The organism is Draconibacterium orientale, from assembly GCF_900111425.1.
Taxonomy (GTDB): domain Bacteria; phylum Bacteroidota; class Bacteroidia; order Bacteroidales; family Prolixibacteraceae; genus Draconibacterium; species Draconibacterium orientale.
Genome location: NZ_FOHT01000029.1, coordinates 52,226 through 67,772 on the forward strand (window position 1 = coordinate 52,226; position 15,547 = coordinate 67,772).

Below are 15,547 nucleotides of genomic sequence, written 5' to 3' on the forward strand. Positions count from 1 at the left end.
AGGAAGTAGCAACCATTTTTTTTCGAAAAGCCTTTGTTGTAGTAATTTTAATGAAATGACACTTAGCCGAAGTTTACCTAAAATATTCTTCATTCTATTTGTATTTTTTGCCCTTTCAGTTCCTTTCAACGGAGAAGCTCAGGAAGTGCCGGAAATAGATACAACAGGCACATTACCCTTCCCGTTTAAAGACCAGCCGGCTTTTGGCTATACCGATCAGGATTCTGCGAAATTATACCTTAACAAGCCCAGCAACATAAAATACGAAATTGAGTACGACCCGATTACAGGTCAGTACGTGTTTTACGAAAAAGTGGGATCGCTGAATTACCGTTTGCCGCAAAGTATGTCGCTCGACGATTACCTCGAATATGATTTCGACAAATCGATTCAGGATTACTGGCGAATGAGAACACATCAGGAATCGGTTGATGCCCGCGGCGGACTGCTGCCCAAACTTACCATTGGCAGCGAGGCCTTTAACCGTATTTTCGGGGGAAATACCATTAACATTCAGCCGCAGGGTTATGTTGAAGTGAGCTTTGGTTACCAGGTAAATAAAACTGAAAACCCGTCGATTCCCGAACGCTTGCGAAAAGTTCCTACTTTCGATTTCGACGAGAAAATTCAAATGAATGTTACCGGCCAGATCGGTACAAAAATGAACATGCGGGTGAACTACAACACCGAGGCGACTTTTGATTACGAAAACAAAATGAACCTGGAGTACACCGGCGACGAGGATGAAATACTAAAACGCATTGAAGCCGGGAATGTGTCGTTGCCTTTAAACGGCTCGTTAATAACCGGAGCATCGAACCTGTTTGGTGTTAAAGCCGAAATGCAGTTTGGTAAACTCACACTTACCACTTTGTTTTCGCAACACCGCGGCGAATCAAAAACAGTGGAAACCGAAGGAGGCGCACAAGTGGCTACTTTCGATATTTCGGCAGCCAATTACGATGCCAACCGTCACTTTTTCCTGGCACAATATTTCCGGGATCATTACAACGAATGGTTGCAAAGCACGGCAGTTCCGCGTTCGCCCATCACCATCAATAAAGTAGAAGTTTGGGTAACCAACAAATCAAACGATTTCGATGATTCGCGAAACATCCTGGCCTTTCAGGATTTGGCCGAACACAATCCGCACATTTATAACACGATTGCCCAGTTTCAGCAAAATAACGGGCTGCCCTACCCGCAAAATATTTTCCCGAACAACGAAGCCAACGGTCTTTACAACGAAATGAAAACCACCTATAGCGATGTTCGCCAGGTACAAAACATTTCGAGTGTAATGTCTCAGTTTCAGGATAATTTTAAAGGTGGAACCGATTTTGAAAAAATTGAGCAGGCACGAAAACTGAACGATTCGGAATTTACCATCAACAAACAATTGGGATATATTTCGTTAAACAGTGCTTTAAATACCGATGAAGTTTTGGCAGTGGCGTTTAACTTCACCTACAACGGGCAAACTTTTCAGGTGGGTGAATTCTCAACCGACGGTATTGATGCGCCGCAAACGCTTTTTATGAAATTGCTGAAAGGCACCAACTTGTCGCCGGGAAAACCAACCTGGAACCTGATGATGAAAAACATTTATAACCTGAATGCTTATCAGCTAACCAGCGACGATTTTGAGTTGAATGTGGTTTACCAAAACGATTCAACCGGAACCTACATTAATTACCTCCCCGATTCACGCATCGAGGGGCACATCCTTCTTGAGGTTATGCGACTGGACATGCTCAATTCGCAGCTCGATCCTACAAAAGACGGGGTATTCGACTACGTTCAGGGCATTACGGTTAACTCCAACTCGGGGCGTATTATTTTTCCGGTGGTTGAACCTTTTGGCAGTCACTTGGCCGATTCCCTACAAAATCCGTCCGACATCGAGCGATACACGTTTCAAACGCTATACGATTCTACCCAGGTAAAAGCAGAACAGGATGCCGAGCACAATAAATTCAGGCTAACCGGTAGTTATAAAGGTTCGTCAAGTTCCGACATAGCGCTGGGAACTTTAAACCTAACGCAAGGTTCGGTTACCGTTACCGCGGGCGGACAGGTACTTACCGAAAATGTTGATTACACGGTTGACTACACGCTGGGCCGGGTAAAAATTATTAACCAGGCACTTTTGGAAGCCGGAACGCCCATTCAGGTGGCAACCGAAAGCGAGGACCTGTTTACCATGCAGCGCAAAACCCTGATGGGAACACATGCCAACTATGCTTTCTCCGATAATTTTAACATCGGAGCAACCATGTTATGGATGAACGAACGCCCGTTAACCGAAAAAGTGGATTATGGTGAAGACCCTATTTCGAACCTGATTTACGGATTGGATGCCCGCTACAATACCGAAGCGCCTTTTATTACCAAAGCATTAGACGCACTACCGTTTTACAGTACAACCGCCACATCATCAATTGATGTTGAGGCAGAATTTGCGCAACTGGTTCCCGGAAGTTCAAAATCGATTGACGGAGCTGTTTTTATCGATGATTTTGAATCCACAAAAACAGCCATCGATATGCGTACCCGCTCGGCATGGATGCTGGCCAGTACACCTCAGAACCAGGAAAATATGTTCCCCGAAGCCAACCTGAACAACTCGCTCGATTACGGTATGAACCGTGCAAAGTTGGCATGGTACAACATCGATCCGTTGTTTTTGAGAAACAATTCGCTGACACCCGATCACATTAAAAACGACAGAGACTTACAATCGAACCACCTGGTGCGCGAGGTGTTCGAACAAGAGATATTTCCGGAACGTGAATTTACAACCGGCGAGCCAACAAACATTGCCGTTCTCGACCTGGCTTTTTATCCTTCAGAGCGCGGTCCGTATAACTACGACACAGGAAACTCCAGTAATGCAGCAGGTGTAAACCCCGATGGTACTTTACGCGATCCGGAATCACGCTGGGGGGGTATTATGCGCGAAATTCAGACCAGCGACTTTGAAAATGCCAACATCGAGTACATCGAGTTCTGGATGATGGACCCGTTTGTTGATCCGGATGATGACTGGGGGCCACTTGAACCTATGGAAAATGGAGGAGAACTGTATTTCAACCTTGGAGAAATTTCGGAAGATGTATTGAAAGACTCGCGTAAATCGTTTGAAAACGGGTTACCCACAACTGCCGAACCAAGCAATATCGACACCACTATTTGGGGGCGTGTATCAACACAACAATCGCTGGTGAATGCCTTTGACAACACGGTAAGTTCGCGCGAATACCAGGATATTGGTTTTGACGGTTTGAACGATAACGATGAACAGTCTCATTTCCAACAGTACCTACAGGAACTGGAACTAAAAGTGAATAACGAGGTTTACCTGAAAGCATTGGACGATCCATCGTCAGATAACTTCCACTACTTCCGCGGATCGGATTACGACCAGCAGCAATTAAGTATTTTAGCACGTTACAAACAGTACAACGGCCCCGAAGGCAACTCGCCAACTACGGAAATGTCGCCGGAAAGCTATCCTACTTCGGCAACCACACTTCCTGATATTGAAGATATTAACGATGACAACACGCTGAATGAATACGAACGCTATTTTCAATACAAGGTTAGTATTAAAAAAGAGGACATGGTTGTTGGGCAAAATTACATTGTTGATAAAAGAAGCCGGCCGGTTCAGTTAAAAAATGGAAAAACAGGAGAAGCAGCCTGGTATCAGTTTAAAATACCGGTAACACAACCTGATGCAGTAATCGGAGGAATCAACGATTTTAGTTCCATTCGTTTTATGAGAATGTTTTTGCACGGTTTCCAGGATTCTGCCGTTATGCGTTTTGCCACACTCGACCTTGTTCGTGCCGATTGGCGTCGTTACACCGGCGACATTCTGGAAGAAGGTGGAATTCCTTCAACCAATGCGCAATTCGATATTTCAGCCGTAAGTATCGAAGAAAACTCAGGCCGCTCACCGGTGAATTACATTTTACCTCCGGGAGTATCAAGGGTAATCGACCCTGCCAATCCGCAACTGCGTCAGTTAAATGAGCAGTCGATTGAAATGAAAGTAACCGAGCTGGCTCAAGGCGATGCACGTGCGGCATACAAATCGTTGTACATGGATTTCAGAAGGTACAAAACCCTGAAAATGGAAGTACACGCCGAAGAAATTGACGAATATCCACTGGAGGATGACCAACTCTATTTCTTTATTCGCCTGGGATCGGATTACAACTACAACTACTATGAATATGAAGTGCCATTAACGCTTACGCCGGAAGGTATTTACAATGGCGATATTGAAAGCGACCGTTATATTGTTTGGCCCGATCAAAACCGGATTAATATTCCGCTCGAATTGTTTACCAACCTGAAACTGGAACGCAACGATGCCATGCGGGTGGAAGGTTCATCCATTTCGATGCAGGATGAGTATGAAGGTCCGCACAAGGGTTGGAACGATGGTAAAAACCGGGTGAAAGTAAAAGGTAGCCCCAACCTGGGTAATGTAGAGGTAATGATGATGGGCGTTCGCAACAAGCGGGGACAGGTAGATACCGGGCCAAAATCGGTAATTGTTTGGGCCAACGAACTCCGCCTAACCGATTTTGACGATGAAGGGGGCTGGGCCGCTAACGCGCGTGTTTCAACACGTTTGGCCGATTTGGGTAGCGTGGTGGTTGCCGGACGTAAACGTACTGCAGGTTTCGGAAGTATTGATGAAAATATTAACAGCAGAATGATCGACGACCTGGATGAAATTGATGTGTCAGCATCAATCGACTGGGGACGCTTCTTCCCGGAACGGGCCGGTGTTCGAATTCCGATGTACTACGGTTACTCCAACAGTACTGCAACACCAAAATACGACCCGATAAATCCGGATATTGAGTTAAAAGAATCGCTATCGCATGCACGAAACAGCAGCGAGAAAGATTCGATAAAAAATATATCGCAGGATGTGATTGAGCGAAAAAGCCTCAACTTTACCAACGTAAAAGTGGAGCCGCAGCGCCAAAAAGAGAAAACACATTTATGGGATCCGGAAAATTTTGCCGTTACCTATTCGTACAACGAAACTTCGAAAAGAAACATTACAACGGAGTATAACGTGAACAGAACGCACCGTTTTATGTTCTCGTACAACTACAGCAACCGCCCAAAACTGATACAGCCATTCAGCAAAGTTCAGTTGCTGCAAAAAGGGCCTTTAAAATTAATTGGCGACTTTAACTTTTATCCGCTGCCAACACAAATTTCGTATCGTACCGATTTGTATCGAAAGTACCACGAGCGTCAGTCAAGGAATATTACCAATCCGAACCTGATTTTACCGGCTACCTTCGATAAAGATTTTCTTTGGAACCGTTACCTCGATATCCGTTATGACGTAACCCGCTCGTTGAAATTCGATTTCTCATCACGAGGAACTTCACGAATTGATGAACCCGAAGGACGGATTAATAAAAACGACGACGATTACGAATGGAAACGCGACTCGATTCTTACCAACCTGTGGGACCTGGGCCGACCAACCATCTACAACCATAGTTTTAATGCCACTTACCAGGTACCGCTCCGAAGTATTCGTGCATTGAATTTTATGAGCGGAACCGTTCGCTACTCAGGAACTTACGAGTGGGCCGCCGGATCGCTAACCAACGACGACATTAATGTTGGCAATATAATTACCAACTCGCGTAACCTTACGTTAACGGGTAACGCCAATCTCCAAACACTGTTTAACAAGGTGCCTTATTTTAAAGAAGTTGACCAAAAATTCAGAAGAACAGGACGCGGGCGCGGCAGCCTGAACAGCCGGAGTACACGAGGAAGGACGAACCAGCAAAGCGAACCACTGCAACGAAAACAGGAAGAAACGTTTAGCCGAAGTGCACGGTTTACAGCCGACCAGGGCCAACAATTTGCCCACAAGCTAAATACCAAAAAAGTAAGAGTTCTGGTTACCGATGTCGACGGGAAAGCTGTTCCGGGACGAACAACTATTATTGATGCCAATACCATCGAGTTTGTTCCATCGATTGATGTACAACAGGCAATGCTTACCGTTACCGGAAAACGCGGCGATCAGACATTCATAAAAGACATGTTGGATTTAACTACAAGAATGGTAATTGGCGTACGTACCTTCACCGTAAACTACAGCAAAAACGGCGGTACTGTTTTGCCGGGCTTCCTGCCTGAACCAACATTATTTGGAACCGGAAAATTTAGTGGCGATCCGGTATGGGGAACACAAACACCCGATACCAAACTGGCGCCGGGACTTCCATTCCTGTTTGGCTGGCAAGACCGCGATTTTGCAATAGAAGCTGCCGAAAACGGCTGGTTAACCATCGATTCAACATTAAATCAACCGTTCCAGATTATGGAAAACGAGCGAATTAATTTGCGTGCAATCTGGGAACCACTACCCGATTTACGAATTGACATCAATGCCAACCGCTCGATATCGAAAAATATTACTGAGTTTTACAATTACGATACAAACTCCGGCAGTTTTGTTGCCAACAGCTACTCTGAAAGCGGAAACTTTAGTATGTCAACACTTACTTTGGGAACGGCCTTTTTCAAAATAGGAAAAGAAGAAGTAACCAGCTCCGATGCTTTCGAGAACATGAAAGAATACCGCCGCGTAATTGCTCACCGTTTGGCTCAGCAACGCGGAACAAGTGCAGGTTATAATCCATCTGCTCCAAACGAAAATTACCCCGGGTATCCTGATGGTTACGGTCCAAATTCGGTTGAAGTTCTTGTTCCGGCATTTCTGGCAGCTTATCAGAATAAAAGTCCGGAAGATGTTTCGCTGGGCTTGTTCCCGTCATTAAAGTATATCCGCCCGAACTGGAGTATTCGTTACGAAGGAATGGTTTCGCGAATTCCGGGGCTGAATAAAGTAATGCGTTCGTTGAATTTCCAGCACACCTACCGATCAACCTACAACGTTGGATCGTATGCCACCAACCTGAATTTTATTGCTGCCGAAGATGGCTATACCATGGTGCGCGACCTGGCCGACAACTTTGTTCCGGCTTACGATTTTAATACGGTAAGTATTGTTGAAGCTTTCAACCCGCTGATCAATATCGACGTTATGTGGCTAAACGATTTTACTACGCGGGGCGAGATTAAACGCGCACGTAACCTGAACCTGTCGTTATCAAACAACCAGCTTACCGAAATACTGAGCAACGAATATATATTAGGTTTGGGATACCGTTTTACACGAATGGACTTGATTATTAAAACCAAGAATTCGCAACAGGCTTACTCGAACGATCTGAATGTTCGCGCTGATATTTCGTACCGAAAAACTAAAACACTGTTACGCCAGTTAGACGATGACAGCAACCAGATTACAGCCGGACAGGGTAACTTCACCTTAAAAACCTATGCCGATTACCGTTTGAGCGATAAATTTGAAATGCGTGTTTATTACGATCGCATCATTAACGACCCGTTTACCTCGCTTTCGTACCGTACAACCAATGCAAATTTTGGAGTGAGTTTCCGATTCACCCTTGCGAACTAATTGTTAAACCAACTTTATTTAAGAAATAGTTTTTTGAAGCTTCTGCCAACAATATTTTGATATTTCAAAAAAAACATTTTTCTTGCAGAAGATTAAAATTAAAAAATGCAAAAAATAAATACAATATGGCTTCCGTGGTGGGGTCTTCTTACGTAAGTTAGGAGTTAAGAGCCATATTGCTATTTTTAAAGATATGACAGGCCTGCTTCTAACAAAAGCAGGTTTTTTTATGCAAAAAAATTATTATGAGAACAAACAATAACATTTGGTGGTGGCATAGCAACTTTTTACAAATATCGTGAAGAGAGGATATGTCATTGCTTAAACTAAAAGCGGCTCATCGGATTTCACGGTGAGCCGTTTTTAGTTTAAACACCTTGCCTACAGCAACTTTAGAATAAAATTACAAACAAAGAATAAAACAAAAGATACAAAATGGAAAAACTCAATTTTAAACCAGTCGTTCGTAAAATACTTGCCGACACCGTAACTCCGGTAAGCATATATTTACGATTGCGCACACTTTATCCGAAGTCGATATTGCTGGAAAGCTCCGACTACCACGGTGTTGAAAACGCCTATTCGTTTATTGCTTTTAACCCAATTGCCAATTTTAAAGTCACAAACGGCGAAGTTGGTATCGATTTTCCCGGCCGGGAAAAAGAAAAGTTCACGCTTTCGCCCGAAAGGAAGTTGCACGATGAACTCGACAACTTCTTCAAAACATTTAATGTTGATTCGGAAAAAATTGAATTGCCGGCCAACGGTTTATTTGGCTACCTGAATTTCGATGCCATTCAACATTTCGAAAGCATCCGTTTTTCATCGCCAAAGCCACAGGAATACCAAACGCCGGAAGTACACTACAGCTTTTATAAATATGTAGTGGCCATCGATCACCACAAAAACCAAATTCACATTGTTGAAAACCTGTTGGAAGGCGAAGAGTCGCAAATGGATTACGTTCATCATTTATTGGTGAACCTCAACTTCTCAACAGCACGTTTCGATGTACGGGGCGAAGAAAAATCCAACATCACCGACGAAGAATACATGCACATGGTAACCAAAGGGAAAGAGCACTGTTACCGCGGCGATGTCTTCCAAATCGTTTTAAGCCGCCAGTTCTCGCAGGAATTTGTTGGCGACGATTTTAATGTTTACCGGGCACTTCGGTCGATAAATCCATCGCCTTACCTGTTTTATTTCGACTACGGAACGTACAGTATTTTCGGATCAAGTCCGGAAGCTGAAATCAGAATAAAAGATAACAAAGCCTACATTCACCCCATTGCCGGAACCTTTAAACGTACGGGAAACGACGATCAGGATCGTGAGTTGGCAGAGAAGCTGAGCAAAGATCCAAAAGAGAATGCCGAGCATGTAATGTTGGTAGATCTTGCCCGAAACGACCTGAGCCGAAATGCCGATAATGTAATTGTTGAAACTTACCGCGAAGTTCAGTTTTTCTCGCACGTTATCCACCTGGTTTCGCAGGTTTCGGGAGAAATTACCGACGACACCAACCTGATAAAAGTATTGGGTGAAACCTTTCCGGCCGGAACACTTTCGGGTGCGCCCAAGTATAAGGCCATGGAACTGATCGACAAATACGAAAACCAAAACCGTGGTTACTATGGAGGTTGTATTGGCTACCTGGGTTTCGACAATTCGGTGAACCATGCGATTATGATCCGCTCGTTTTTGAGTAAAGACAAAAAACTGTTTTACCAGGCCGGTGCCGGAATTGTTGCCGACTCGCAGGAAGAAAGCGAACTGCAGGAAGTGAATAACAAACTGGCTGCCTTAAAAAAGGCTATTGAAATGGCTAAAGGAATTAATTAAAAAAGCCTCCCCTAACCCCTCCGAAGGAGGGGAACAGGAAAACAAAAAAATTAAAAGCAAAATAAAATGGTACAAAAACAATACAAACAAGAGCCTGCTTCAATCTCCTCCCCTGCGGGGAGGCCGGGAGGGGCCAAAATAGTAGTTATCGATAATTACGACTCATTTACCTACAACCTGGTACATGCTATAAAAAAGATTTCGGGCCAGCCGGTTGATGTGTTTCGCAACGATCAGATTGCATTGGAAGAGATTGACCAGTACGATAAAATCGTTCTTTCTCCGGGTCCGGGAATTCCTGAAGAAGCAGGCCTTTTGCTCGATATTATTAAAGCCTACGCCCCTAAAAAAAGTATGCTGGGCGTTTGCCTGGGGCACCAGGCCATTGGCGAAGCTTTTGCCGGGAAACTACACAATATGAACCGCGTTTTACATGGTATAGCCACGCCCATAAAACAAACCGGTATCAAATCGCAGCTATTTGAAGGATTGCCTGAATCGTTCGATGTGGGTCGCTATCACTCGTGGATCGTACAAGACGAGCAACTACCCGAATGTTTTGAAGTAACCAGTTACGACGCAGACGGCCTGGTAATGTCGATGCAGCACAAAGAATACGATGTGCAAAGTGTACAATTTCACCCCGAATCGGTACTGACTCCATTGGGCGAAAAAATGATCGAAAACTGGTTGAATTCAGATAATAGAACAAAACAGTGAGATAATGAGATCAGACAAAAAAAGCCACATAACTAACTGACTCAATACTCATTACTAAAATCTCAATACTAATTACTTAGATATGAAACGAGCATAATAAAAAGTCTCTTAATACACAGGCGAATGACTATGCGAGTTACATGAGTCTCCATTAGAAATAAACAATTATAGACGAATGAAAGAAACATTACAATACCTTTTTGAAGGAAACACCCTCACCCGCGAAGAAGCAAAAACAGCCTTAACCGGCGTTGGAAAAGGACAGTATTCGGAAGCTGAATTTGCTGCATTTTTAAGTGTGTTTATAATGCGGCCAATAAAGTCGGAAGAATTAGGTGGATTTCGCGATGCGATGGTAGAACTCAGCAAGAAAATTGATTTATCAGCCTACAATGCAATTGATATTGTAGGTACCGGCGGCGATGGAAAAAACACCTTTAACATCTCCACCTTAGCCTGTTTTGTAGTTGCAGGTGCCGGCGTAAATGTAACCAAACACGGCAATTATGCAGCCACCTCAACCAGCGGCTCATCAAACGTTTTGGAATTTCTCGGCTACGAGTTCAGCAACAACACCGACAAATTAAAAAACGATTTGGAAAAAGGCCGTTTTTGCTTTTTACACGCGCCTCTGTTTCACCCGGCAATGAAACACATTGCTCCGGTACGCAGAGCCTTAAAAGTGCCAACTTTCTTTAACATCCTTGGCCCCATGGCCAATCCTGCAGTTCCCCGGTACCAGGTGCTGGGTGTTAACAACAACGAAAATTTCGAACATTATAAAAATGTCTATCGCACGCTAAATGTTAACTTCGCCATTTTAAACAGTGTTGATGGATACGACGAAATTTCGCTGACTGCCGACACGCACCTGGCCACAAAATCGGAGGATAAACTGCTGTCGCCAGCAGAATTTGGAATGCCACAGATTGCTCCTGAAAAACTTTTTGGTGGCAATTCGGTAGAAGATGCCGCTAAAATATTCATCGATGTATTGAAAGGCAATGGTACTGCCGAACAAACCAATGTTGTTCTGGCCAACGCAGCCATTAGCCTGCAGGTTGTTTTTCCTGACAAACCGTTGACCGAATGTGTTGAAATGGCACGCGAATCTTTACTTGGCGGAAAAGCATTAAAGATGCTGGAAGCAGTAACTAACAAGTCTTTTTAAGGCAGAGAAAATAAAAGACAATGAATATTCTTGATAAAATAGTAGCAACAAAAAAACAAGAGGTAGCCGCCCAGAAAAAGGTGGTTACCATTGAGAAGCTGGAGAAATATCCAGGATTTGCGCGGAAATGTAATTCGCTAAAGGAAAATCTGCTGAAAGATGATGCTTCGGGAATTATTGCCGAATTCAAGCAAAAATCGCCGTCAAAAGGCGAAATCAATTTTTCGGTAAAAGTGGAAGACGTTACCACCGCTTATAATGCTGCGGGCGCTTCATGTCTTTCGGTATTAACCGATTTTGAATACTTTGGCGGAACATTAGCCAACCTTGCAAAAGCACGGGAAGCCAATCCCGATATCCCGATTCTGCGAAAAGATTTTATAATCGACACCTACCAGATAGTGGAAGCCAAAGCTTTTGGAGCAGATGTAATTCTTTTAATTGCCGCCTGTCTTTCAAAAGAAAAGGCACTGGAACTGGCACAAAAAGCCAAAGCGCTGGGGCTGGAGGTGTTGATGGAAATCCACAATGCCGAAGAGCTGGAGATTGTAAACGACTTTGTTGATGTGGTTGGCGTAAACAACCGCAACCTGAAAACTTTTGAGGTAAACGTTGAAACATCAGTAGAACTGTCGAAACTTATTCCGGCCAAATTTGTAAAAATATCGGAAAGCGGTTTGGCTGGTGCTTCAGAAATAAAGTATCTGAAAGAGCATGGTTTTAAAGGTTTCTTAATTGGTGAGACTTTTATGAAAACTGACGACCCGGGTGCTGCTTGTAAAAAACTGATTGAGGAGCTTAGAGATTAACAATCACCCCCACAGCCCCCTCAAGGGGGCAATTCTCCCCTTGAGGGGATTAAAGGGGTGAAACATAACAAGTGAAGAGATGACAAAAAATCTAAAAATAAAAGTATGCGGGATGAAATCCACGCAAAACCGCGAACAGGTGGAAGCGCTTGGAGTCGACATGTTGGGCTATATTTTTTACGGCCCTTCAAAACGATTTGTTGGCGATTCGCCCGATGCCGGACTCTTTCAATCTGACAAAGCCAAAGTGGGTGTTTTTGTAAACGAGAATGCATTTGAAATTCTGGGCTTGGCAAAGAACTTTGATTTCGAGTACATTCAGTTGCATGGCAAAGAAAATCCCAAAACCTGCGGAATATTAAAAAGTCAGGGTTTAAATATTATAAAGGCCTTTGCGATGGATGATGATTTTAAATTTTCAAGCACTGCGGCTTTTGAGGGCATCGTTGATTATTTTTTATTCGACACCAAAACAAAAGAGCATGGTGGTTCGGGTAAAAAATTCAACTGGCACCTACTCGAAAACTACAAAGGAAACACGCCCTTCTTTCTGAGTGGAGGAATTGGCCCTGACGATGCAGCAGAGATAAAAAAACTTAATCATCCGATGCTGGCGGGAGTAGATCTGAACAGTGGTTTTGAAGATGAACCCGGATTAAAAAACATTGAAAAACTGAGAAAATTTATAGCTGAGTTAAAAAAATAAAGTGCGGAATCTGATCATGTCGAAAGAAGAAACAAATCTTCCGGCTTCGATCTTCCGACTTCTAACTTTAATCACATGAAGTATCAAGTAAACGAAAAAGGATATTACGGCGAATTTGGCGGGGCATGGATTCCCGAAATGATGTTCACCAATGTTGATGAACTCAAGCGCCGTTACCTGGAAATTATAGAATCAGATTCGTTCAGGAAAGAATTTGATCAGCTGTTAAAAGATTATGTGGGACGCCCGTCGCCGCTGTATTATGCCAGCCGCCTTTCGGAGCATTACGGCAGTAAAATCTACCTGAAAAGGGAAGATCTGAATCACACCGGTTCGCACAAACTGAACAATACCATCGGGCAAATTCTGTTGGCACAACAGCTGGGGAAAACCCGCATTATTGCCGAAACTGGTGCCGGCCAGCACGGTGTGGCAACTGCAACGGTTTGTGCGCTGAAAGGAATAAAGTGTATCGTTTATATGGGAGCATTGGATGTTTCGCGCCAGGCACCCAACGTAAAAAAAATGAAAATGCTTGGTGCCGAAGTAATTCCGGTACACAGCGGAAACAAAACACTAAAAGACGCCACCAACGAGGCAATGCGCGACTGGATCAATAATCCGGAAGATACGCATTACATTATCGGCTCGGTAGTTGGGCCACATCCCTACCCCGATATGGTTGCTCGCTTTCAATCGGTTATAAGTGCCGAAATGAAAAAGCAATTGCTGGAACAAACTGGTTCAGAATTCCCGACACGCATTTTGGCGTGTGTGGGCGGAGGAAGTAACGCCGCCGGAGCATTCTATCACTATCTTGATGATGAGCAGGTGGAACTGATAGGCGTTGAAGCTGCCGGGAAAGGTATTGCCACAGACGAAACAGCAGCTACACTTGCTGTCGGTTCGCCGGGAGTACTGCATTCAAGCAGAACCATGTTAATGCAAAATAATGACGGCCAGATTACTGAACCGTACTCCATTTCGGCAGGACTGGATTACCCGGGAATCGGGCCATTGCATGCGCACCTTTTCAAAACAGGTCGTGCGAAATTTTTGGCTGCCACCGATGAAGAGGTATTAAAAGCTGTGCTGTTACTTACGCAAAAGGAAGGCATCATTCCGGCACTGGAATCCGCTCATGCACTTGCGGCGCTTGATAAAATTAAAATGAATCCCGACGATGTGAATGTAATTAACCTTTCGGGGAGCGGAAATAAGGATATGGAGACTTACCTGAATTATTTTGGATATTAACGAGCAAAGAGCATGGAGCACAGCGCGCAGCGTTTTAGTGCTTCGGGCTTTGAGCTTCCAACAAAAAACGAAATGAACAACAGAATCAATCAACTTTTCGAAAGAAAAAAAGAAAACATACTCTCGGTATATTTTACTGCCGGGTTCCCCAACCTGAACGATACCGTTGAAATTATTCAGCAGTTGGAAAAAAATGGTGTCGATCTCATCGAAATTGGTATGCCTTTTTCGGATCCAACGGCTGACGGGCCAACCATTCAACGCACCAGCGAAATTGCCTTAAAAAACGGCATGTCGATTAAAGTACTTTTCGATCAATTAAAAACCATTCGTGAATCGGTTTCTATACCGCTGGTTTTAATGGGCTACCTGAATCCGGTTTATCAATACGGTGTGGAGAAATTCTGCCAAAAGTGCAACGAAATTGGGATTGATGGCACGATTCTTCCCGACCTTCCACTGGATGAGTTTGAAGCAGAATACAAAACAATTTTCGAGCAAAACAACCTGCACAATATTTTGCTGATTACGCCGCAAACATCGGAAGCACGCATTCGCCAGATTGACGCTGTCAGCAAAGGATTTATTTACATGGTTTCATCGTCGTCGACAACAGGAGCCGGCAAAAAAGTGGAAGATTTCCATGCCGACTATTTTGAGCGTATTCAGCATATGAACCTCAAAAATCCACGCCTCATCGGTTTTGGAATTTCCGACAATGCCACCTTTACCAATGCCTGTAAGTATGCCAGCGGAGCCATTATCGGAAGTGCATTTGTAAGTTCGTTCAGCGAGGAGCTGGAAATTGCCGATTCGGTTGCACAATTTGTAAAAAACATGCTAATACCAAATTGACCACAAATTGGTATAAAAACTGACTAATGTGAACACGCTAAAAGTTTAACAAAAACAAATGTTTTGAAACATGACTTGAGTAGAACCGATCTAAATAACACCTATTCAGCATGATAGAAAAAAGCTACGAAAACAGACACGTTAATTAGTGTTAAAGCATATTCTTCAGCATACTTTAATTCAATTTTGAATGTTATTTTTAGTAGCGAACAATAAAAGAATAAGCCATGTTAGAATACGCAAAAGTAATTCTACCCAAAGTTAGTTTTAGCAGAGAATTGTTCAGTAAAGAGTTAGCCAAATGCATTAACTGGGTAGAGCCCGATCAGTTGCAGAACTTACGCAACTGGTGTTATGAAAATTTTAAAGAAATGTATCCCGATGTACTGGCAGACGCATTTGCCGGCATCGCGGCTTGAAAGTATTAACCGGGCGGGATTTTTATCCCGCCTTTTTTATGCTTGAAAGTATAGAAGTACTGTAGACAAATTCTTTTTTTCTCTACCACTCACCCTTCTATGTTGTAATCCAAATTTTATTTTTAGCATTTTGCTCATTATTAGCTATTTGTATTTCTTCAAAATAATACCTTCGGGCAATACAGAGCCAGCAGGTTTTCCTCTCCTGGTTAAATCCTTAGC

9 protein-coding genes are annotated in these 15,547 nt (G+C 43.5%); all 9 read left to right on the forward strand.

Annotated features, from left to right (window positions below):
- Positions 1-55: 55 nt before the first annotated feature.
- The 9 genes from sov to BMW53_RS15350 all read left to right on the forward strand — a co-directional run bounded on the left by sov (position 56) and on the right by BMW53_RS15350 (position 15,325).
- Positions 56-7,543 carry a T9SS outer membrane translocon Sov/SprA gene (sov, locus tag BMW53_RS15310; RefSeq protein ID WP_038555930.1) on the forward strand — a complete coding sequence of 2,496 codons (7,488 nt, stop codon included), beginning with the start codon at positions 56-58 and terminating at the stop codon, positions 7,541-7,543.
- A 435-nt stretch (positions 7,544-7,978) separates the two neighbouring features.
- Complete coding sequence (locus tag BMW53_RS15315) at positions 7,979-9,388, forward strand: anthranilate synthase component I family protein (RefSeq protein WP_038555933.1); 1,410 nt, start codon at positions 7,979-7,981, stop codon at positions 9,386-9,388.
- A 66-nt stretch (positions 9,389-9,454) separates the two neighbouring features.
- The gene (locus BMW53_RS15320) at positions 9,455-10,108 is read left to right on the forward strand and encodes an anthranilate synthase component II (RefSeq protein ID WP_081804758.1); all 654 of its coding nucleotides are present in this window, start codon (positions 9,455-9,457) and stop codon (positions 10,106-10,108) included.
- A 175-nt stretch (positions 10,109-10,283) separates the two neighbouring features.
- A complete protein-coding gene (gene trpD, locus BMW53_RS15325) occupies positions 10,284-11,279 on the forward strand; it encodes an anthranilate phosphoribosyltransferase (RefSeq protein ID WP_038555936.1) in 996 nt (331 codons plus the stop codon).
- Between the two features lie 20 nt (positions 11,280-11,299).
- Positions 11,300-12,088, forward strand: a complete 789-nt coding sequence (gene trpC / locus BMW53_RS15330) for an indole-3-glycerol phosphate synthase TrpC (RefSeq protein ID WP_038555939.1) — start codon at positions 11,300-11,302, stop codon at positions 12,086-12,088.
- 112 nt (positions 12,089-12,200) lie between these two features.
- Positions 12,201-12,794 carry a phosphoribosylanthranilate isomerase gene (locus BMW53_RS15335; protein ID WP_217642962.1) on the forward strand — a complete coding sequence of 198 codons (594 nt, stop codon included), beginning with the start codon at positions 12,201-12,203 and terminating at the stop codon, positions 12,792-12,794.
- Between the two features lie 75 nt (positions 12,795-12,869).
- A complete protein-coding gene (gene trpB / locus BMW53_RS15340; RefSeq protein WP_038555946.1) occupies positions 12,870-14,051 on the forward strand; it encodes a tryptophan synthase subunit beta in 1,182 nt (393 codons plus the stop codon).
- A 72-nt stretch (positions 14,052-14,123) separates the two neighbouring features.
- Positions 14,124-14,906 carry a tryptophan synthase subunit alpha gene (gene trpA / locus BMW53_RS15345; RefSeq protein ID WP_074780928.1) on the forward strand — a complete coding sequence of 261 codons (783 nt, stop codon included), beginning with the start codon at positions 14,124-14,126 and terminating at the stop codon, positions 14,904-14,906.
- Between the two features lie 227 nt (positions 14,907-15,133).
- Positions 15,134-15,325, forward strand: a complete 192-nt coding sequence (locus BMW53_RS15350; RefSeq protein WP_038555949.1) for a hypothetical protein — start codon at positions 15,134-15,136, stop codon at positions 15,323-15,325.
- Positions 15,326-15,547: the final 222 nt, after the last annotated feature.

What these genes read in the sequence shown, in the direction of transcription:
- sov (WP_038555930.1), top strand. Translation starts at nt 56, where the DNA reads ATGACACTTAGCCGAAGTTTACCTAAAATATTCTTCATTCTATTTGTA.
- BMW53_RS15315 (WP_038555933.1), top strand. Translation starts at nt 7,979, where the DNA reads ATGGAAAAACTCAATTTTAAACCAGTCGTTCGTAAAATACTTGCCGAC.
- BMW53_RS15320 (WP_081804758.1), top strand. Translation starts at nt 9,455, where the DNA reads ATGGTACAAAAACAATACAAACAAGAGCCTGCTTCAATCTCCTCCCCT.
- trpD (WP_038555936.1), top strand. Translation starts at nt 10,284, where the DNA reads ATGAAAGAAACATTACAATACCTTTTTGAAGGAAACACCCTCACCCGC.
- trpC (WP_038555939.1), top strand. Translation starts at nt 11,300, where the DNA reads ATGAATATTCTTGATAAAATAGTAGCAACAAAAAAACAAGAGGTAGCC.
- BMW53_RS15335 (WP_217642962.1), top strand. Translation starts at nt 12,201, where the DNA reads ATGAAATCCACGCAAAACCGCGAACAGGTGGAAGCGCTTGGAGTCGAC.
- trpB (WP_038555946.1), top strand. Translation starts at nt 12,870, where the DNA reads ATGAAGTATCAAGTAAACGAAAAAGGATATTACGGCGAATTTGGCGGG.
- trpA (WP_074780928.1), top strand. Translation starts at nt 14,124, where the DNA reads ATGAACAACAGAATCAATCAACTTTTCGAAAGAAAAAAAGAAAACATA.
- BMW53_RS15350 (WP_038555949.1), top strand. Translation starts at nt 15,134, where the DNA reads ATGTTAGAATACGCAAAAGTAATTCTACCCAAAGTTAGTTTTAGCAGA.